Raw genomic sequence first — 19,365 nt, 5'->3', positions numbered from 1 at the left:
TGAAGCCGTACAGTCAGATTACGCGTTCGTCTTTTCGACCAGATTCGGCGTCAACAGTCCGTAGACGTACCCGAAGCCGACAGCGGCGGTGAACACGAAGATGGCGATTAACTGTTCGACCTTCGCCATCGATGGCTCTTTGGCGAGTTTGTACAGTCGGTCGACGACGTAGACGAGCATCAGGTCGCGCAGATAGTCGTTCTTGTCACCGGACGCCTGCGGATACAGCAGGTCCATCACGCGCTTCGAGTAGCCCTGCCAGAACGACCGGAAGACGAGCCACCGGAACTCCGTCCGGTACTCGAAGAGTTTGTGATTCACGCGGGCGCGCTTGTTGTAGATGACGCGTTTGCCCGTCTTCTCGTGGATACGGATGCAGACCGGGGCTTCGTGGGCCTGCACGTGCTTGTCGCCCTTTCGGCCGGTGTTGGGGTCGTAGCCACCCACGTCGAGGAAGACGTCGCGCTTGAACGAGATGTTCGAGCCGTAGGTGTTCCGAACTTCTTCCATGTGCTGCCCGAATCCACGTTCGTCACAGCCAACGAGCCAGTAGAACTCTTCGGGGAAGAAATCCGGTTTGCGAGCGACCCAGTCGGGGACGACCGTGCCACCGACGGCCACCGCTTCGGGGTTCTCCTCGTACGTCTGGACGAGTGTCTCGATCCAGTCGGGTTCGGCCGTCGCGTCGTCGTCGATCATCGCGACGACGTCACCGGAGGCCAGTTCGGCCCCCTTCGTCCGGCTGAAGGAGATGCCGCGGTTCTCGTCGTTACAGTGGAGTACGACGTTGTCGATGTCGCCGAAGTCGTCTTCGACACGAGCGAACACCTCCTCGTTTCCGTCGACGACGATGACAACTTCGAGGGGTTCGTGGGTCTGAGCCAGCGCGCTCTCGACCGTTTCGGAGAACGACTCGTACCGGTCCATCGAGTAGGTACAGACCACGACGGAGACTTTCATCGCCCAGTGCTACCGAGGTTGCCCGAATAAGGATTGCCTTTCATCAACACTCGACTAAGATGGTCGAAATACCCTATCACAAGGCTTATGAAAGGCTTAACAGTTGTTTGGCACAATGAGCGACGAGCAACAAGAGCATTCGCCCTCCGTAGCGGATCTCGCTCGCGACTGGTATCACATACCGGTCCTCTCGACGATCGTGCTCGTTATGCTGTGGATACGGCTCCGCAGTTATGACGCGTTCATTCGAGACGGGTCGGTATTCTTCTCAGGAAACGACGCTTGGTATCACCTCCGCCAAGTGGAATACACTGTCCGGAACTGGCCGGCAACCATGCCGTTCGACCCGTGGACCGAGTTCCCATTCGGACGGACTGCAGGACAGTTCGGGACGATTTACGACCAGATTGTCGCGACCGTGGCATTGGTCCTCGGACTCGGCAGTCCATCGGCTGACCTCGTCGCGAAGACGCTCTTGGTCGCCCCCGCGTTCTTCGGTGCGTTCGTCGCAATCCCGACGTACTTGATCGGGAAGCGTCTCGGTGGTCGCCTCGGTGGTCTCTTCGGAGCACTCGTCCTCATGCTCCTGCCGGGGACGTTCCTCCAGCGTGGCCTCGTCGGCTTCGCCGACCACAACATCGCAGAGCCATTCTTCATGGGCTTCGCGGTTCTGGCTGTCATGGTCGCACTCACGGTGGCCGACCGCGAGAAGCCAGTGTGGGAACTCGTCCAAGCACGTGACTTCGACGCTCTCCGAGAGCCACTGAAGTGGTCCGCGCTCGCCGGTGTCGCCATCGCAATCTACATGTGGTCGTGGCCGCCGGGTATCCTCCTCGTCGGTATCTTCGGTCTCTTCTTGGTCCTGAAGATGTCCGCCGACTACGTCCGTGGGCGCTCGCCAGAACACACTGCGTTCGTCGGCGCCGTCGCGATGGCTGTCACGGGCGTCTTGATGTTCGTTCCGTTCGAGGAACCGACGTTCGGTGTCACTGACTTCGGCTTCCTGCAACCGCTGTTCTCGTTTGGTGTCGGCCTCGGTGCAGTGTTCCTCGCTGCCCTCGCTCGCTGGTGGGAGTCGAACGACATCGACGACCGTGGCTACCCCGCCGTCGTCGGCGGAATCATGCTCGTCGGGTTGGTCCTCTTCGCGGTTATCCTTCCGGACGTCTTCAGTACGATCGCCCGGAACTTCCTCCGTACCGTCGGGTTCAGCGCCGGTGCAGAGACCCGGACTATCGGGGAGGCACAACCGTTCCTCGCAGCGAACATCCTCCAAGCAAGCGGTCTGACGGCAGTCGACCGCATCATGTCCGAGTACGGGTTTACGTTCTTCACCGGTCTCGCGGCGGCGATCTGGCTCACTGCCAAGCCGCTCGTCCGCGACGGCGACTCCCGAAAGATCGGCTATGTCGCCGGAAGCCTCGCTCTCATCGGGATTCTCTTCCTGATTCCGGCGATTCCTGACGCCATCGGCGGCGTGCTCGGCGTCGAGTCGTCCCTCGTCAGCCTCACCATCGTCACCGCACTCATCGTCGGGGCAGTGATGCAGGCAGACTTCGAGAGCGAACACCTGTTCATCCTCGTGTGGGCGGCGATTATGACGTCGGCCGCCTTCACGCAGGTTCGTTTCAACTACTACCTCGCAGTCGTGGTCGCGGTGATGAACGCGTTCTTCCTCCGCGAGGTCCTCGGTCTCAGCTTCATCGGTCTCGCCGGCATCGACCGGCTGGAAGACGTCTCGTACGGGCGTATCGCTGCTGTTGCAGTTGCGCTCCTGCTCGTCCTCACGCCGGTCCTCATCGTTCCGATTCAACTCGGGAACGGCGGCACGACGAACACGGCCATGCAGACCTCACAGACCGGCCCAGGAACGGTCACCGAGTGGGAAGAGCCACTCGACTGGATGCAGGAGAACACGCCGCAGGAAGGGAACTTCGGCGGCGCATCGAACGAGTTGGAGTACTACGGGACGTACAAGTACGCAGATGACTTCGACTACCCAGACGGGTCGTACGGTGTCATGTCCTGGTGGGACTACGGTCACTGGATAACCGTCCTCGGTGAGCGGATTCCGAACTCGAACCCGTTCCAGGGTGGCGCGACTGAAGCAGCGAACTACCTGCTCGCACCCGACGAACAGCAGGCAGAGCAAGTCCTCGAAACGATGGCTGATGACGGAGAGGGTAACGACACCCGGTACGTGATGGTCGACTGGCAGATGGTGTCGACGTCCTCGAAGTTCGGTGCACCGACCGTCTTCTACGACGAGTCGAACATCTCGAGAACCGACTTCTACAACCGCATCTACCGTACCCAAGAACAGAACGGGCAGGAGCGAGTCGTCGCTGCGGCGAACATCAACGACCAGCGGTACTACGAGAGCCAGATGGTGCGTCTCTACAAGTACCACGGAAGTGCTCGTGACCCGTCCCCAGTCGTCGTCGATTGGGAAGAGCGCACGTCCGCTAACGGCGACGTCACGTTCCGAGTGACGCCGTCGGACGGGCAGCCGATCAAGACGTTCGATAACATGAGCGCTGCCGAGGCCTACGTCGAGAACGACCCGACCTCGCAGATTGGTGGCATCGGCTCGTTCCCCGAAGAACGAGTCGCTGCACTCGAACACTACCGTCTCGTGAAGTCGTCGAACAGTTCGGCGCTTCGGTCCGGTTCCTACCAGAACTCCCTCATCCGCACCGGGAACGCCCTCGGTATCCAACCGCAGGCCCTCATCGGGAGCAACCCCGCGTGGGTCAAGACGTTCGAGCGCGTCCCCGGCGCGACTGTCGACGGGTCCGGTGCGCCGGCCAATACGAACGTGACCGCACAGGTCGAGATGCGTGACCCGACGACGAACACGACGTTCACCTACACGCAGCGGGTCCAGACCGACGAAAACGGCGACTTCAAGATGACGCTCCCGTACTCGACGACCGGCTACGACGACTACGGTCCCGAAAACGGGTACACCAACGTGAGCGTCCGCGCGACGGGCGACTACACGTTCTTCGGACCAACGAGCTTCGAAGGAAACAGCACCATCGTCACCTACCAAGCACAGAACGTCAGCGTCGACGAAGGCCTCGTCAACGGTGCTGAAGACGGCACCGTCGAGGTCACACTCGAACGCACCGAACGAGAACTGACGGTCGGCGAGCAGTCCTCCAACGAGTCGGAGACGAACGAGTCGGCGTCCATCGACGGCAGCGCCGTCCGGACTGCAGTCGTCGCGTAACCCCGACGCACGTCAGTTCAGCCGTTCTTTATTTTTCGACCACCGAGCAACGCGTCCCGCTGCGAGTCTCGAATTTGCAGATGTGAGGTCGTTCTCGAGTGAGACCGAAAATCGAGGAGAGAACCGAACCCGAAAGTCAGCAGTCGGCGGTGACGTTACTCGGCTCGTTTAGACGAGTGATTCGTAGTCGAGACCGTCTCGACGAGTCACGATGCGGCGGCCGTCGATGACGACGCGTTCGCGCATCTCGTCGAACTCGCTGTCGAGTGCTGCGAACTCGTCCCAATCGGTCGCGACGAGTGCCGCGTCAGCGTCGACGAGCGCGTCTGCGGCAGACGAGGCGTAGTCGATATCTGGGAAGTGTTCTCGCATGTTCTCGGTTGCAACCGGGTCGTAGCCAACCACGTCGGCACCGGCCTCGACGAGGTTCTGGATGAGTGGAATCGCCCGTGACTCGCGAATATCGTCGGTCCCGGGTTTGAACGAGAGGCCGAGAACCGCGACGCGTTTACCGTCGGGGTCGAATCGGTCCGCGAGGAGGTCGAGCATCCGTGTCGGTTGCTCGTCGTTCACGTCGACGGCGGCTTGGAGCACGCGTGGTTCGTAACCGCGAGAGCGGGCAGCAGCGATAATCGCGGCCGTGTCTTTCGGGAAGCACGACCCACCCCATCCGAGGCCAGCGCCGAGGAACGACGACCCGATTCGTGAATCGAGGCCGATGGCGTCGAGCACTTCGGTCGAGTCGACGCCGAACTCTTTGCAGATGTTCGCGAGGTCGTTCGCGAGGCTGATTTTGGACGCGAGGAACGCGTTGTTGGCGTACTTTATCATCTCCGCCTCGCTGGTTCCGGTCTTGACGACCGGTGGGTTTCCAGCGCGTTCGACGAGCGGGGCGAATATCTCGTCTAAGCAGTCGAAGGCTCGCTCGGTACTCGCGCCGAGGACGATTTTGTCGGGTCCGAGGAAGTCCTCGACTGCGGTCCCTTCCCGGAGGAACTCGGGGTTCATCGCGATATCGAAGTCGTCGCCGACCGTCTTTCCGGATGCCTCCTCGATTCGCGGGCCGATGACCTCGGCAGTGGTCGTCGGAACGACCGTACTCTTGGTGACGACGAGGTGGTAGTCATCTTTCGCCGCGAGTGTCTCTCCGAGTGACGCTGCCGCGGCCTTCATCGCGCCGAGGTCGATGCTCCCGTCTTCGTTCGAGGGAGTTGGAAGGGCGAGGAACGTCGCGTCGGTGTCGAGAACCGCCTCGTAGTCGGTGGTCGCACGGAGTCGGTCGCCCGCGTGGGTTTCGACGAGTTCGTCGAGGCCGGGTTCGTGAATGGGCGCGTTGCCGGCGTTGATGGAACGCACGATGTCTTCGTCGATGTCGACGTTGACCACGTCGTGACCCAATTCGGCGAAACAGGCAGCGACAGTGGTGCCGACGTACCCACTGCCGATGATACTGAGTTTCATTAGGGGAACTGTCTCTTCCCGGAGGTTTGATTCTTTCCGAGTCACCGCCCGAAAAATACCTCGGCGTCGAACGACCGATGGGACAGATATACAAACCTGTTGCCCAACCACGTATCTCGTAACGGTGGACTGATATGGATACCAAAGAAGACTCGCACAACCAAATGTCGACGCACGAAGACGAGCGTTCGGTCTCCATCTCGTGGCTCGTTCTCTATCTGAAAGGCGTCTGTATGGGTGCTGCAGACGCCGTCCCCGGCGTCTCGGGTGGGACGATTGCACTCGTCACGGGCATCTACGAACGCCTCATCAGTGCAGTGACCGCTATCAATCCCGACCGTATCCAACGGATTCTCGGCGGTGTCTTTCCGGGGCGACGAAGCGACGCCATCGCCGCCTTACGCGAAATCGACGTTGGGTTCCTCGTCGTCCTCGGTGCAGGGATCGCGACTGCGATTATCACCGTCACACGCGTCCTCACCGTCGCCATCGACCAGCAACCGGTGCCGACGTTCGGGTTCTTCTTCGGACTCATCGCAGCGTCTGCGGTCGTGTTGTACGCGCAGGTCTCGCTCGACTCACCCCGGCAAATCGCCGCCGCAGTCGCCGGGTTCACCGTCGCGTTCGTCGCGTCGGGAACCGTCGGAACCGCGCTCGGAAACTCACTCCTCGTGACGGTCGTCGCAGGCGCAATCGCCGTGAGTGCGATGATTCTCCCCGGCATCTCTGGGTCGCTCCTCTTGTTGCTCCTCGGGCAGTACGAGTACATGACCTCGACACTCAGCGACTTCGTCGACACGCTCATCGGCGTGGTAACCGGCGGTCCGGTGTCTGCGGTCGTCGAACCCGGAACGATCGTCGTCGCCTTCATGCTCGGCGCACTGTTCGGGCTGTTCACCATCGCTCACATCGTCCGCTGGGCGCTCGAACACTACCGGCGTGAGACGCTCGCCTTCCTCGTGAGCCTCATCGTCGGTGCACTCCGGGCGCCCGTCGTCAAGACGAGCGAGAAACTCGCCGAGATGGGACAGACATGGTCTGGCGACCTCTTCGTCCTCTTCGCGGCCGCCGCGCTCGTCGGCGCGATACTCGTCCTCCTCGTCGACCGCTACACGGCGGTTATCGAGTCGTAACGAGAACCCGAGTCGGAACCGAATCCACCGAAAAATCACAGAAAGTTGCGAACGACACGAGAGTGTATTCTCACCGACGTGTCGAGCGACGAGGATGATGTGTCGATGGCGAGTCGGCTGATGACGACTTATTCGCGGGCGACAGCGATGTTTCGAACCGACCCATCGCAACTGGGGCACGACGCGAGATGTTCCTCACTGACGGTGCGCGACCCACAGGAACGGCACTCGAAGTAGCCCTCAGTGGCACGATAGCTGTCGATAACCGAGTTGTGTACTGTCATGACAACCTATAACATAGACCCCAATAAAACGATTGTCCTGATAGTGGCTAGCTTCTACTAGGAACATATTACAATATCATAGCGTACTCACAGAGCATACGCACATCACGATTGAAAACTTGATATTGTAGAATTCGGGCTCTCAGCGACGGGCGACGCAGACGAACGTCTCGTGTCGCGTCTCGCCGTGTGTGACGGTGAACCCGACTGATTCGAAGGCGTCGATGGCGTCCGCGAGGCCGAATCGCTCGTCGGTCGGCGGACCAGCCTCGCCCTCACCGGTCGTCGACCAGTCGACCACGACAACCGTCCCACCCGGACGGACGACACGGGCGAGTTCGGCCATCGACTCGTCGGTGGCGAACTCGTGGTAGGTCATCGTCGAAAAGGCGGCGTCGAGGTGGTCCTCATCGAAAGGGAGCGAGGCCACGTCGGCGGTGACGAACTCGACGTTCGACGGTGCGCCGTTCTCTCGGTAGAAATCGTGCATCGCCTCCTGTACGTCGACGGCGTAGAGGTGGTCGACGTAGGGGGCGACGTCGTCGGTGTAAAATCCGGTTCCGCTTCCGAGGTCAGCGACGACGTCGAACTCACCGGGACTGAGGTACGTGAGGAGTTCTTCGCGGGAGACGAACCGATATCTCGCGGGGTCGTCGAGTTTCGCCGCCGCGTCAACGTCGAAGGTGTGAAAGCCCATACAGACAGTGGGGTCGGCGGTGCGTAAGTATCATCGGTCCCGGCTGGTTCAGCGCATCACGAACGTAGCCACTGGGGAATCTGCCGTCGGCGATGGGCTTTTGCATACTGACAGTCACCGTCTCACGTATGGAACCCCAACTTCGACGACCGACGCGGCGTGCTTGTGAGCGCTGTGGTCGAGTAGAACGCTGGGACGACGACGCGGCGACGTGGCGTGTCGCGACAGAAGACGGCGAAAAGCAGGTCGGAAACCCGTTTTGCATCCACGAGTGGGACATCAACGGCCGCTTCGCACCCTTCGAAGAGCCGGCCTGATTTCGAGACGACCACCCATCTGAGCGACGACTGACTACGTGAGATGCCAACTGTCTACGTTACTGCACCACCCGACGCAGCAGCCGACCTCGCCCGAGCACTCGTCGAGGAACGACTCGCAGCGTGCGTGAACCGCGTTCCCTGCCAGTCAGTCTACCGATGGGACGGGGACGTTCACGACGACGAAGAGGTTATCCTCCTCGCGAAGACGACCGACGAGCGATACGACGACCTGGTCTCACGGGTCGTCGAACTCCACCCCTACGACGTGCCCTGTATCGAGCGATTCGACGAGTCACACGTCCTCGACGCGTACACGTCGTGGGTCGAAGACGAAGTTCGATAGCCTGCTGCCGGGACCACTCCGTTCGACTACTGGAGTGCGTTCAGCACGGAGAGCGTGCCGTCCATGTACGACTCCTCTAACACCTCGTCAGCCGCTTCTTTTGCGACTTCGTCAGCGTTAGCGACGGCGTAGGATTGGCCGACGACGCGGAACGTCGATGCGTCGTTCTCACTGTCGCCGATGGCGACGAAGTCCGCTGGGTCGTACTTCATCGTCTCACAGACGTGTTCGAGACCGGCACCCTTCTCGACGCCGTGTGATTTGACGTGGTAGGCGAATCCGGTGTCGATAACTTCGAGGTCGTACGTCGCAGCGACCTCCCGGAGGAGTTCTTCGTCCGCGTCGAGGTTGACGGCGATTTCGGTCTCCCGCCAGCGGTTGACGGTGTCGGCGGCGTCCCAGCCGAGGTCACCGCCACGGGCGACGAACTCGTCGGCGACGGCCTGTGCGGCCTCTCGGTCGCCAGCGAACGTGACCTCGCCATCGACGAGGACGACGCCACCGTTCTCGGCGATGACGGTCTGCGGAAGTCCGAGATAGTGACACAGCGAGACAGGGTACGGGAACGCCTTCCCGGTGGCGAGGATGACGGGTGCATCCCACGTCGGGAGGACCTCGAACGCCCGCGGGTCGAGTCGACCCTGTGCGTCGGTGAGCGTCCCATCGATGTCGAGTACCAGCGGTGGAACCATACCCGCGCTACGGACACGGGGGAAAAAGAGTCAGCGGTCCACGTCGTCGAGGCCGCGGAACGCCAGCGTCGAGAAGTTCGGGATCGGGCGCGTCGCCGGACGACCCGGACCATCAGTCGAACCGTTCACCGGGACACGGCGGACGAGTCCAAGGTCGGACAGTTCGTAGAGGACGCGCCGGATAGTCGTCGCCGACAGAGAGACAGGTGGTGTGTCAGCGATGGCTTCTGTCGCAGCGGTGACCGAAAATCTGTCTTCGTCGTCGACCGAGACGAAGGCTCGAAGGACCTGTCGACGGCTTTCCGGCAGTGCGAACACCCGGCCCAACGAACAGCCATCGTCGGGGACTGCGTCGATTGCCTTCTCGACGAGGTCTGTGTCGAGTGTCTCTGTGCCGTCAGACGCCGCAAGTTGGGCCGCACCGTACAACGCAGACAGCGCGTCGTGGGCGTCGCCATCGGCCCACTCGGCCACTTCGCTCGTCGCCTCGTGTGTGAGCGCGTTCCGCGCGATGCCGTTGGATGCGCGTTCGACGAGAATGTCGACGAGGTTGTGTCGCTGGTATCTCTCGACTTCGACCGATTCGAACCTGTTGTCGAGGCCATCGGCCGGCGTGCGCCCAACCGTCAGCACCGAAACGTGCGGTGACACGTCGTCTAGCAGTTCGATAGCGGTCCGGGCAGGATACGTCTCCGGTTCACCGACGTGGTCGATTGCAACGACCGCTCGTTCGTCGTGTGAGACGCTGGCGGCCAGACGAGAACGGACTGCTTCGATTCCGACTCCCTGTGAGGGAACCGACTCCTCAGAGAGCGCGTCGAGTGTCGCGTGGAGCAACGCAAACTCGGTCGGTGCCGTGCGGGCGTCGACGTACGCGAAGGAGGTTGTCGGCGTGCCCGCAGTCCGCGTCGTCGTGTAGATGACCGACTGTTCGGAGGGAATCGCGCGTGCGAGGTGCTCGAAGAGCGAGGTGACGACTGCCGACTTCCCGACGCCTTTGGGGCCGTAGACGTGAACGTGGGGCGGCAGTGTGCCGTCGAAGACAGGGTCGAGAACGTCGAGGATTCGTTCGAGCGTCGGTCCCCGGCCCGTCGGTTCGTCTGGGTGGGCCGTCGGGTCTAAGGCACTCAGGTCACGGACGACTCGGCGGGCCCGGCCGCGCCGTCTTCGCCGCGTGATTCGGTCTTCGATTCGCATGTGAGTGAACGTCTCGTCCCAACGCTACCCGGTCCACCTGTAAAAATCGAACCACTGTGGCCACGAGTCGTGTTATATGAGAACACGAGTCACAAATTCCGGGCACTGGTGGGGCGCTCACCGCTGGTTCAGTAGAGGTGGTCTCGATCTGAGCCGAACCGGGAGTAACTAATTCGAACGATGATTTTGAATTTTCTTCGTCTTTTCTGTGCGGTGCACAATCTCCCTTCTCCGGCATTCTACGGTACGAGACATCGGTAGTGTCACCGAACATCAATCCAAACACTGAGACAAACCGAACGTGAATCCAGTGAAGGTAAAATAAAGTGCTGGCGGTCCTACTTCTCCAAAGACGAATGAACAAATCGCCGAGCGTCCTCGTCATTGGCGGGGGGTCAACTGGAACAGGTATCGCGCGTGACCTCGCGATGCGTGGACTTGACGTGACCCTCGTCGAGAAGGGGAACCTCACACACGGGACGACGGGGCGGATGCACGGCCTACTCCACAGTGGCGGTCGGTACGCGGTCTCTGACCAGCCATCTGCGAAGGAGTGCATCGTAGAAAACCGCGTCCTCCGACGAATCGCGGGACACTGTGTCGAGATGACGGGTGGACTGTTCGTCCAGCGCCCGGAAGACGACGACGAGTACTTCGAGAAAAAACTCGAAGGATGCCGCGAGTGTGGCATCCCTGCGGAAGTCCTCTCAGCCGAAGAGGCCCGCGAGGTAGAACCGTACCTTGCAAAGGACATCAAACGAGCAATCAAAGTCCCGGACGGTGCCATCGACCCGTTCCGACTCTGCGTGGCGAACGCTGCGAGTGCCATCGAACACGGTGCGCGTATCGAGACGCACTCCGAGGTCACAGACGTCCTCATCGAAGACGGCGAAGTCGTCGGCGTCGAAGTGACACACAAGACGGGGTCCGGACCGTACGTTCACGGAAACCCCGGAGAGGTCGAAGAGATTCGCGCCGACTACGTCGTCAACGCAACTGGCGCGTGGGCGGGACAGATTGGCGACCTCGCCGGCGTCGACGTCGAAGTCCGACCGTCGAAGGGTGTCATGACCATCATGAACACCCGGCAGGTCGACACCGTCGTCAACCGCTGTCGGCCGAAGGGAGACGCTGACATCATCGTCCCCCACGAGACGACGTGTATCCTCGGAACGACCGACGAAGAGGTCGAAGACCCCGAAGACTACCCCGAAGAGGGGTGGGAGGTCGACCTGATGATAGACACGCTCTCTGAACTCGTTCCGATGCTCAAAGACGCACGGACGATTCGCTCGTTCTGGGGCGTCCGCCCACTGTACGAACCGCCGGGAACTGGGACGGAAGACCCGACCGACATCACGCGCGAGTTCTTCCTCCTCGACCACGAGTCGCGCGACGAGCTACCCGGCATGACGAGCATCGTCGGTGGGAAACTCACGACCTACCGCATGATGGCCGAGAAGATTTCGGACCACGTCTGCGAGAAACTCGACGTCGACGCCGAGTGCCGTACCGCAGACGAACCGCTGCCGGGGAGCGAGGACTTCTCCGTCCTCCGCGACTACATGGACGACTTCAACCTCCGCTCGCCCATCGGTCGCCGGTCGGTCCAGCGACTCGGTTCTCGTGCCGACGAGGTCCTGAACAGTCTCGACACGAATCCAGTCGTGTGCGAGTGTGAAGCCGTCACCCGCGCCGAGATACAGGACTCACTGAAGAGCGCTGGGACGGACCTCAACTCGGTCCGCATCCAGACGCGCGCCTCGATGGGGAACTGTCAGGGCGCGATGTGCTGTCACCGGATGGCGAACGAACTCGCCCCCGAGTACGACGAAGCGACCGTCCGCGCATCGCTCGACGACCTGTACCAAGAGCGCTGGAAGGGTGAACGCCACGCCATGTGGGGCGAGCAACTCTCACAGGCGGCGCTCAAGCACATGCTTCACGCCACGACGATGAACCGCGACGAAGACCCCGCCACGGTGGACACCGATGTCGACTTCGGGGCCTTCGACAGTGGCAGTCCCTCCGAAGGAGGGAGCACGTCGGGAACGACATCCGACGCTGTCGCCGACGGCGGACAGACACCGCAGGACGACACCAGAACGACGGGAGGTTCCAATGGCGATAACTGACGACGTACTCGTCATCGGTGGTGGTATCGCTGCCTGTACGGCCGCACTCTCGGCCGCAGAGACTGGCGCACGAGTTCGCCTGCTCGCACACAAAAAGAGCACGCTTCGGCAGGCGAGCGGCCTCGTCGACGTGCTCGGATACGTCGATGGCGACGGGCCGTTCTCCGACCCGTACGCGGGACTCGACTCGCTTCCCGAGGACCATCCGTACCACATCGCCGGCGAAGACGGTATCCGCGAGGGACTCCGCATCTTCGACGAAGCGGTTGGCGACGCCTATCAGGGCGGTCACACGGACGCGAACGCGCTCGTCATGACCCACGGCGGCACCATGAAACCGACTGCTCGCTACCCCGAGTCAGTCGCACCCGGTCTCACGAGTTCGTCTGGAGACATGCTCCTCGTCGGGTTCGAAGGACTCACAGACTTCGACGCGCCCGTCGCGGCCGACCATCTCACGGCCGCTGGCGTCCCCTTCGACGTCCGAGGAGTCACAGTTGGGTTCCCCAAGTCGTTCCGCTCCGATGCGAAGGTTACGCGGTTCGCAAAAGCGCTCGACCGCGACGAATCGGTCGCTGGTGGGACCGTCCGGTCTGTCCTGGCAGACGCCGTCGCCGCCGAGTTAGACGGCGAGACACGCGTCGGATTCCCGGCGATGCTCGGAGACGACCACGACGAAGACGTCCGCGACGAACTCGCAGACCGACTCGGCGTGCCCGTCTTCGAAGTTCCGACTGGGCCGCCGAGTCTCCTCGGCCTCAAACTCGAAGATATGCTGTTCGACGCACTCGACGAAGCGGGCGTCCGCATCTCGTCGGGGAACCCGGCAGTCGACTTCGAGGCAGCAGATGGCCGTATCGAGACGGTTCTCGTCGACCAGAAGAGTCGAATGACGCCGTACGAGGCCGACCAAATCGTCCTCGCGACGGGTGGTCTCGTCGGCAAGGGACTCGATTCGGACCGAGAACACGTCACCGAACCCGTGTTCGACTGTTACGTCCCACACCCCGAAGACCGCTACGAGTGGTCCGACCCCGAAGCGTTCGGCAACCACGCGTTCGCTCGCTTCGGCGTCGTCCCCGACGACGAACTCCGACCGACCGCCGAAGACGGCGAACCACACTTCGAAAACCTGCGTGCGGCGGGTGGCGTCGTCGGCGGCGCCGACGTGGCACGTGAAAAATCCGCGAGCGGCGTCTCGCTGGCGACGGGCGCCGTCGCTGGCCGACTCGCGGGCGAGGAGGCTTCCCAATGAGCGACGCAGAGTCACCGACGAATCCGACACTGGCCCCAGACGCACAGACAGACGACTTCGAAGCCGTCGAAGTGTTCCCAGAGAGCACCGACATGGACCTCCGTCCCGGCGCGGACCACTGTTACAAGTGCACTGCCTGTGACGTGTCCTGTCCGGTCGCCGAAGTCGACGACGAGTTCCCCGGGCCGAAGTTCCAGGGCCCAGAACAGTGGCGTCTCAAGCGCAAAGACGACGCCGCCGTCGACGACTCCATCATGTCGTGTTCGAACTGCATGCGCTGTGACGACGCCTGCCCGTCGGGCGTGCCGCTCAGCCAGATGCACAACACGGCCCGTGGTGAGTACGTCGACGAGGAGATGGACAAACTCTCCCGCGAGTACATCCGCAACCGCATCCTCGCAAACTACGGGACGCTCGCCCAGCTGGGTAGCATGTTCCCCCGTCTGACGAACACGATGATGGGGAACAGTGTCGTCCAGAAAATCAACGAGAAAGTCCTCGGCATCACGGCCGAACGCGACTTCCCCGAGTTCGCCACCCAGACGTTCCGCGAGTGGTGGAACGAGCGCGGCGGCCCGCAGGTTCGCTCCGAAGACAAGCGAGTCGCCTACTTCCACGGGTGTTACTCCAACTACAACACGCCCGAGGTCGGCAAGGCGATGGTTCGCGTCTTCGAGTCGTTCGGCTACGAAGTCGTCGTCCCCAAGCAGCGATGTTCCGGGACGCCGATGTTCGCAAACGGGATGCTGGACGACGCGAAACGCGCCGCCGGCATCAACGTCGAGAACTTCTCTGGACTCATCCCTGAGGGGTACGACATCATCGCGTCGTGTACCTCTTGCTCGATGTCGCTCCGACAGGAGTACCCAGAACTGTTCGACATCGACGGCATCAACGACCTCTCCGAACACACCTACGAGGCGCTCGAATACCTCCGTATCCACGAAGACCTCGAAGGTGAGATTCGAGAGGCGTCCGTCTCCGACCAGTCGTTCGCCTACCACGCGCCGTGTCACGGTCGAAATCAGGGACTCGACCGGCAGGCAGTGGAACTGTTCCGTGAACTCGACGGTGTCGACATCGAGGACGTCGGCGACTCCTGTTCCGGAATCTCTGGCACCTACGGGTGGAAAGAAGAGAAGTACGACAAGTCGATGCAGATCGGAGCGGACATGTTCGACCACATGGAACACGCCGAGGGCAACGTCGGCATGACCGAATGTCCCACCTGCTCCATGCAGATGGAACACGGCACTGGCTACGACATCAAACACCCACTGCAACTCCTCGAAGAAGCACTGGTCTAAGACACTCGTGACACCCCACTCGGTGTCACGCGCACCCCGGCCCCGCACACGTTTCTCAGTCACGTAGTCACACGCGAATATCGCTCGTTGTAGGTAGTCGTACGAAATAATATGACGTCTACTCGCCGTCTAAGCCCAGCATTCGGGAGAATACTGTATCACCGGTAGGAACTCGGGAGTAAAGAAACATTTATCATATTATTTGTACATTGTTTGTAATGGTCGAACTCTCAGAGAGAGAGTTCGAATCGAGGTTGGTTAGCTATGTCAGGAGAAACTTACGTCGGTGCCATCGACCAGGGCACCACTGGTACACGGTTTATGGTTTTCGACCACGACGGGAAAGTGGTCGCAAACGCGTACGAAAAGCACGAACAGATTTACCCCGAGCCTGGTTGGGTCGAACACGACGCCAACGAGATCTGGGAGAACACGAAGAAAGTCATCAACGCGGCGCTCGAAGATGCGCTTCTCGAGCCAGAGCAACTGGAAGCAATCGGTATCACGAACCAGCGCGAGACGACAGTCGTCTGGGACCGTGAGACAGGTCAGCCGATTCACAACGCCATCGTCTGGCAGGACCGACGAACGACGGACCGAATCGAGACGCTCGAGGAAGAAGGGAAGAAAGACGACGTCCAGCAGAAGACGGGTCTCGAACCTGACGCGTACTTCTCTGCGACGAAAGCGGAGTGGCTCCTCGACAACTCCGACCCCATCAAACTGCAGCGCTCTCGTCCCGCAGACGTACGCGAGCGCGCCGAAGAAGGCGAACTCGCGTTCGGTACCATCGACACGTGGCTCATCTACAAACTGACGGGGAACCACATCACGGACGTCACGAACGCCTCCCGTACCATGTTGTTCAATATCCACGACATGGAGTGGGACGACGAACTCCTCGACGAGTTCAACGTCCCGCGGGAGATGGTCCCAGAAGTCCGCCCGTCGTCCGACGACGACCACTACGGTTCGACCGACGCCGACGGCTTCCTCGGCGCCGAAATCCCCGTTGCGGGTGCACTCGGTGACCAGCAGGCAGCACTGTTCGGTCAGACCTGTTTCGACGCCGGTGACGCGAAGAACACCTACGGCACCGGTTCGTTCATGCTGATGAACACCGGCGATGAGGCAGTCATGTCCGAACACGGCCTCCTCACCACCGTCGGCTTCCAGCGCTCCGGTGAACCCGTCCAGTACGCCCTCGAAGGCTCCATCTTCATCACGGGTGCCGCAATCGAGTGGCTCGAAGACATGACCCTCATCGAGGACGCTGCAGAGTCCGAAAAGCTCGCTCGCTCCGTCGATTCGACGGACGGCGTCTACTTCGTCCCGGCGTTCGCTGGCCTCGGTGCCCCGCACTGGGACCAGCGCGCCCGCGGGACCATCGTCGGCATGACTCGTGGCACCCGCCGCGAGCACATCGTTCGCGCGACGCTCGAATCCATCGCGTTCCAGACGCGCGACGTCGCCGAAGCGATGGTCGAAGACAGCGACATCGACCTCTCGAGCCTTCGCGTCGACGGTGGCGCAGTCAAGAACAACTTCCTCTGCCAGCTCCAGTCGAACATCCTCGACACGGAAATCGTCCGCCCCGAAGTCGACGAGACGACGGCACTCGGCGCTGCATACGCCGCTGGCCTCGCCGTCGGCTACTGGGAGACGCTCGACGAGCTCCGCGACAACTGGCAGGTCGACCGCGAGTTCAACCCGTCGAACCCGCAGAACGTCGAACACCGCTACGGACGCTGGAAAGAAGCAGTCGAGCGCTCCCTCGACTGGGCACGAGATGGTGAGGAATAGATGGCACTAAGCGACCTGTGGGCACTCGAAATGATTATCGCCGCCTTCGCTGGCGGCGCATTCGGTGCCGCAATCGGTGCGCTTCCCGTGTTCATCTTCACGGGGTTCATGGTCATCGCCGGCGAGGCAGCCAACCTCGCAAGCAGATCCCTCGGCAACGTCATCGATGCCGACCCGAACGCACTCGGCTCTGTCGGCATCACCGGGGCAGTCGCCTTCGGTGTCCCGTTCTCGCCAGCAATTAGTTTCGCTGGCGGTGCGGCTGCTGCAGCCTACGCGGCCAACCGCGGCTACATCGACAGCGGGTTCGACTACCACAAGGCCAAGGACATCGGCTTCGCACTCGGGTCTAAGCCCGACGTGCTCGCCGTCGGTGGTATCTTCGGTATCATCGGCTACTGGCTGACCGTCCTCTCGGCATCGTTCAGCATGCCGTACGACCACATCGCGATGGGTGTGACGCTCTCTGCGCTCCTCCACCGTGTCGTCTTCGGCTACGACATCATCGGGAAGGTCTACGGAGACGGACTCTTCGACATGACGCCGTTCGAACGCGGCGAGACTCGCGGTGAAGCAGCTGCCGGTGGACAAGCAGTCACCGACGGTGGCGACGACGAAGACCTACTGGCAGTCGAACCGTGGCTCCCGAACATGTACAAGTGGGGCGAAGTGGCAGCCATCAGTGCCGTCGTCGGTATCGTGGCGGCGTACATCGCACTCGCAACCGGGAGTGCATTCCTCGCATTCGGTATCTCGGCTGCGACGCTCTTCTTCCTGAACCTCGGCGTCGAGCGCATCCCTGTCACCCACCACATGGCGCTGCCCGCTTCGACGGCAGCGCTCGCGTGGACGTCCGGTGCAGCTGAACTCGGCGTGGTTGCCCTCATCATCGGCGCCATCTTCGGTGTCATCTGTGGCCTCTTCGGTGAGGCGTTCCAGCGTGTCTTCTACTCCCACGGGAGCACCCACTGGGACCCACCGGCAGCTGCAATCGTCTTCGGGACGTTCCTCATCGCGATGCTCGCCATCGCAGGAATCTTCCCGAGTTCGTCGTGGGTCGCCACGCTCGGAATGTAACGCACGTCACGAACACACACAACTCACTTCGATTTTTTCGACACGATGTTCCGCAACCGCCAGTGATAACGCGACGCAGTCGGTAGCGGAACGTATGGAACGAATCGTCACCGTCGTCCCCGAAGACGGCCTCCACGCACGCCCCGCATCCCAGTTCGTCGAGACCGCCAACTCCTTCGATGCCGAGATACAGGTCGGCCGCACCGAAGACGACGCACTCGTCTCTGCTGCGAGTATGCTCGCAGTAACTGGACTCAACGTCTCTCACGGCGAAGAGGTCCGTCTCGTCGCGGACGGCGACGACGCCGAAGCTGCACTCGACGCGCTCGAAGAAGTACTCTCGACGCCCGAATCGGGCGACGAGGCATAAGTCCTCAGTTCAGTTTTCGGTAGTCACGCGCCTCTTCAGCACGCTCGACGACGGACTGGAGTGTCGCTTTCTTGCTGGTGGTCTCCACCGCAGCGTTGAGCGTTCCTTCGAGAAGTGGCGCGTCGGCAATCGTCGCGTTCACGTCAGTCGCCATCTCGATGGCGAGTTCTGTGTTCATGACGGCGCTTCCGAGGTCGACGAGGACGACGACGCCGTCGCCGTCGTCGGCTTCCTCGATACCCTCACGGATTCGGTCGGGAGACGTTCCGATGCCTCCGTCTTCACCGCCAGCAGGGACGATTCTGGCCTTTCCGCCCCCCATCTGTGCGGCCACCTCGGCGATTCCTTCTGCCGCTTTGCCGCTGTGTGAGACGACGACGAGCCCAATCATTCGTCTCTCCGTACTGCGTCTTCCGCGCGGGCGTCTCGCTCGACGTCACCGTCGAGGTACGCTTCGGCCGTCGCCAGCAGTTCTTCCATGATGAACAGGGTGCTCGTCGCACCGGGGTCCTGGTGTCCGACAGAGCGCCAGTCGAGGAACGACGCGCGCCCCTTCAGCGCCTTGATGGGCGTGGTGAATTCGACGCCGCGCTCTGCGGCATCGACCGCCTTCGCCAACGCCTCCAGCGGTGGCAGGTCGTCCTGTTCGATAGATTTCTTGTAGGTGTGGACTGCCGGAACCAGCGCGTCGACCATCGTCTTCGACCCGACCTGCGCGCCGCCTCGGTCTTTCACCTTGTCCAGATACGCCTCGGCGAACGCGACCGAGGTTTCGGCGGTGATGCCACCTTCGAGTTCCTGACTGGCGAACATTATCGACCCGCCGTACAGCGGGCCAGACGCACCGCCGACGTTCGAGATGAGCGTCGTCCCGACGTTCTTGACGACTTCGTCGGGGTCCATCTCGGCGAAGTCGTCGCGTTTTTCGGCTGCTTTACTGAACCCGCGTTGCATGTTCGCGCCGTGGTCTGCGTCACCGATTGCAGAGTCGAGGTCGGTGAGATACGACTTTTCCTCTGAGAGTCGCGCCGCGACGTTGTCGAGGGCATCTAGCACCGCTTCTCGCTGTGTATCGACGTCAGCCATAGACAGCCAT

18 protein-coding genes are annotated in these 19,365 nt (G+C 61.6%); 10 read left to right on the top strand and 8 right to left on the bottom strand.

The genetic code is table 11. The features are described from left to right. Positions 1-18 precede the first annotated feature (18 nt). Positions 19-960: a glucosyl-dolichyl phosphate glucuronosyltransferase gene (gene aglG / locus GJR98_RS10470; RefSeq protein WP_151138136.1), complete on the bottom strand. Its 942-nt coding sequence runs from the start codon at positions 958-960 to the stop codon at positions 19-21. Between the two features lie 115 nt (positions 961-1,075). On the opposite strand from aglG, the gene GJR98_RS10465 reads away from it, so the two are divergent. Further along, a complete protein-coding gene (locus tag GJR98_RS10465; protein WP_151138133.1) occupies positions 1,076-4,195 on the top strand; it encodes an oligosaccharyl transferase, archaeosortase A system-associated in 3,120 nt (1,039 codons plus the stop codon). Positions 4,196-4,363: 168 nt separating this feature from the next. On the opposite strand, the gene aglM is transcribed toward GJR98_RS10465, so the two are convergent. Next, positions 4,364-5,656, bottom strand: a complete 1,293-nt coding sequence (gene aglM, locus GJR98_RS10460; protein ID WP_151138130.1) for a UDP-glucose 6-dehydrogenase AglM — start codon at positions 5,654-5,656, stop codon at positions 4,364-4,366. A 164-nt stretch (positions 5,657-5,820) separates the two neighbouring features. On the opposite strand from aglM, the gene GJR98_RS10455 reads away from it, so the two are divergent. Beyond that, entirely contained in the window at positions 5,821-6,789 is a 969-nt protein-coding gene (locus tag GJR98_RS10455; protein WP_151139427.1) for a DUF368 domain-containing protein, read from the top strand. Between the two features lie 128 nt (positions 6,790-6,917). Here the strand turns inward: GJR98_RS10455 and GJR98_RS10450 are convergent, their stop codons facing one another. Together GJR98_RS10450 and GJR98_RS10445 are read right to left on the bottom strand one after the other, a co-directional pair. Next, positions 6,918-7,073, bottom strand: coding sequence for a rubrerythrin-like domain-containing protein (locus GJR98_RS10450; protein WP_151138128.1), 156 nt, complete (start codon positions 7,071-7,073; stop codon positions 6,918-6,920). Between the two features lie 142 nt (positions 7,074-7,215). Then, positions 7,216-7,770: a class I SAM-dependent methyltransferase gene (locus GJR98_RS10445; protein ID WP_151138125.1), complete on the bottom strand. Its 555-nt coding sequence runs from the start codon at positions 7,768-7,770 to the stop codon at positions 7,216-7,218. Positions 7,771-7,898: 128 nt separating this feature from the next. Between GJR98_RS10445 and GJR98_RS10440 the strand changes: the two genes are divergently transcribed. Together GJR98_RS10440 and cutA are read left to right on the top strand one after the other, a co-directional pair. Next, the gene (locus tag GJR98_RS10440) at positions 7,899-8,087 is read left to right on the top strand and encodes an HEWD family protein (protein WP_151138122.1); all 189 of its coding nucleotides are present in this window, start codon (positions 7,899-7,901) and stop codon (positions 8,085-8,087) included. A gap of 43 nt (positions 8,088-8,130) precedes the next feature. Then, positions 8,131-8,433: a divalent-cation tolerance protein CutA gene (cutA, locus tag GJR98_RS10435; protein ID WP_151138121.1), complete on the top strand. Its 303-nt coding sequence runs from the start codon at positions 8,131-8,133 to the stop codon at positions 8,431-8,433. A 26-nt stretch (positions 8,434-8,459) separates the two neighbouring features. Here the strand turns inward: cutA and GJR98_RS10430 are convergent, their stop codons facing one another. After that, the gene (locus GJR98_RS10430; RefSeq protein WP_151138118.1) at positions 8,460-9,125 is read right to left on the bottom strand and encodes a phosphoglycolate phosphatase; all 666 of its coding nucleotides are present in this window, start codon (positions 9,123-9,125) and stop codon (positions 8,460-8,462) included. 30 nt (positions 9,126-9,155) lie between these two features. Beyond that, entirely contained in the window at positions 9,156-10,322 is a 1,167-nt protein-coding gene (locus GJR98_RS10425; protein WP_151138115.1) for a Cdc6/Cdc18 family protein, read from the bottom strand. A 356-nt stretch (positions 10,323-10,678) separates the two neighbouring features. Here GJR98_RS10425 and glpA point away from each other — a divergent pair, with 356 nt between their 5' ends. The 6 genes from glpA (at position 10,679) to ptsH1 (ending at position 18,269) form a co-directional block, all read left to right on the top strand. Beyond that, entirely contained in the window at positions 10,679-12,457 is a 1,779-nt protein-coding gene (glpA, locus tag GJR98_RS10420) for an anaerobic glycerol-3-phosphate dehydrogenase subunit GlpA (RefSeq protein WP_151138113.1), read from the top strand. Further along, complete coding sequence (glpB, locus tag GJR98_RS10415; RefSeq protein ID WP_151138110.1) at positions 12,444-13,712, top strand: glycerol-3-phosphate dehydrogenase subunit GlpB; 1,269 nt, start codon at positions 12,444-12,446, stop codon at positions 13,710-13,712. The genes glpA and glpB overlap by 14 nt, the downstream gene beginning before the upstream one ends. Continuing rightward, positions 13,709-15,019 carry an anaerobic glycerol-3-phosphate dehydrogenase subunit C gene (locus GJR98_RS10410; protein ID WP_151138107.1) on the top strand — a complete coding sequence of 437 codons (1,311 nt, stop codon included), beginning with the start codon at positions 13,709-13,711 and terminating at the stop codon, positions 15,017-15,019. Before glpB ends, GJR98_RS10410 begins: the two co-directional genes overlap by 4 nt. 264 nt (positions 15,020-15,283) lie before the next feature. After that, positions 15,284-16,822 (top strand): glycerol kinase GlpK, encoded by a 1,539-nt coding sequence (gene glpK, locus GJR98_RS10405; protein WP_151138105.1) that lies wholly within the window; start codon positions 15,284-15,286, stop codon positions 16,820-16,822. After that, on the top strand, positions 16,823-17,899 hold the full coding sequence (locus GJR98_RS10400; protein ID WP_151138102.1) for a hypothetical protein: 1,077 nt from the start codon (positions 16,823-16,825) through the stop codon (positions 17,897-17,899). A gap of 94 nt (positions 17,900-17,993) precedes the next feature. Beyond that, positions 17,994-18,269, top strand: coding sequence for a phosphocarrier protein HPr (gene ptsH1 / locus GJR98_RS10395; protein WP_151138100.1), 276 nt, complete (start codon positions 17,994-17,996; stop codon positions 18,267-18,269). Positions 18,270-18,273: 4 nt separating this feature from the next. Here ptsH1 and dhaM read toward each other — a convergent pair whose 3' ends face one another. Both dhaM and dhaL read right to left on the bottom strand, forming a co-directional pair. Beyond that, on the bottom strand, positions 18,274-18,660 hold the full coding sequence (dhaM, locus tag GJR98_RS10390) for a dihydroxyacetone kinase phosphoryl donor subunit DhaM (RefSeq protein WP_151138097.1): 387 nt from the start codon (positions 18,658-18,660) through the stop codon (positions 18,274-18,276). Further along, the gene (gene dhaL, locus GJR98_RS10385) at positions 18,657-19,355 is read right to left on the bottom strand and encodes a dihydroxyacetone kinase subunit DhaL (RefSeq protein WP_151138095.1); all 699 of its coding nucleotides are present in this window, start codon (positions 19,353-19,355) and stop codon (positions 18,657-18,659) included. Before dhaL ends, dhaM begins: the two co-directional genes overlap by 4 nt. Positions 19,356-19,365: the final 10 nt, after the last annotated feature.

Source organism: Haloferax marinisediminis, from assembly GCF_009674585.1.
Lineage (GTDB): Archaea > Halobacteriota > Halobacteria > Halobacteriales > Haloferacaceae > Haloferax > Haloferax marinisediminis.
The sequence above is the reverse complement of the archived record's forward strand: the minus strand, read 5'-3'. Positions and strand labels throughout refer to the sequence as shown.

Excerpts from the sequence above, each read along its gene's own strand:
- aglG (WP_151138136.1), bottom strand. The coding sequence starts at position 960 with ATGAAAGTCTCCGTCGTGGTCTGTACCTACTCGATGGACCGGTACGAG.
- GJR98_RS10465 (WP_151138133.1), top strand. The coding sequence starts at position 1,076 with ATGAGCGACGAGCAACAAGAGCATTCGCCCTCCGTAGCGGATCTCGCT.
- aglM (WP_151138130.1), bottom strand. The coding sequence starts at position 5,656 with ATGAAACTCAGTATCATCGGCAGTGGGTACGTCGGCACCACTGTCGCT.
- GJR98_RS10455 (WP_151139427.1), top strand. The coding sequence starts at position 5,821 with ATGTCGACGCACGAAGACGAGCGTTCGGTCTCCATCTCGTGGCTCGTT.
- GJR98_RS10450 (WP_151138128.1), bottom strand. The coding sequence starts at position 7,073 with ATGACAGTACACAACTCGGTTATCGACAGCTATCGTGCCACTGAGGGC.
- GJR98_RS10445 (WP_151138125.1), bottom strand. The coding sequence starts at position 7,770 with ATGGGCTTTCACACCTTCGACGTTGACGCGGCGGCGAAACTCGACGAC.
- GJR98_RS10440 (WP_151138122.1), top strand. The coding sequence starts at position 7,899 with ATGGAACCCCAACTTCGACGACCGACGCGGCGTGCTTGTGAGCGCTGT.
- cutA (WP_151138121.1), top strand. The coding sequence starts at position 8,131 with ATGCCAACTGTCTACGTTACTGCACCACCCGACGCAGCAGCCGACCTC.
- GJR98_RS10430 (WP_151138118.1), bottom strand. The coding sequence starts at position 9,125 with ATGGTTCCACCGCTGGTACTCGACATCGATGGGACGCTCACCGACGCA.
- GJR98_RS10425 (WP_151138115.1), bottom strand. The coding sequence starts at position 10,322 with ATGCGAATCGAAGACCGAATCACGCGGCGAAGACGGCGCGGCCGGGCC.
- glpA (WP_151138113.1), top strand. The coding sequence starts at position 10,679 with ATGAACAAATCGCCGAGCGTCCTCGTCATTGGCGGGGGGTCAACTGGA.
- glpB (WP_151138110.1), top strand. The coding sequence starts at position 12,444 with ATGGCGATAACTGACGACGTACTCGTCATCGGTGGTGGTATCGCTGCC.
- GJR98_RS10410 (WP_151138107.1), top strand. The coding sequence starts at position 13,709 with ATGAGCGACGCAGAGTCACCGACGAATCCGACACTGGCCCCAGACGCA.
- glpK (WP_151138105.1), top strand. The coding sequence starts at position 15,284 with ATGTCAGGAGAAACTTACGTCGGTGCCATCGACCAGGGCACCACTGGT.
- GJR98_RS10400 (WP_151138102.1), top strand. The coding sequence starts at position 16,823 with ATGGCACTAAGCGACCTGTGGGCACTCGAAATGATTATCGCCGCCTTC.
- ptsH1 (WP_151138100.1), top strand. The coding sequence starts at position 17,994 with ATGGAACGAATCGTCACCGTCGTCCCCGAAGACGGCCTCCACGCACGC.
- dhaM (WP_151138097.1), bottom strand. The coding sequence starts at position 18,660 with ATGATTGGGCTCGTCGTCGTCTCACACAGCGGCAAAGCGGCAGAAGGA.
- dhaL (WP_151138095.1), bottom strand. The coding sequence starts at position 19,355 with ATGGCTGACGTCGATACACAGCGAGAAGCGGTGCTAGATGCCCTCGAC.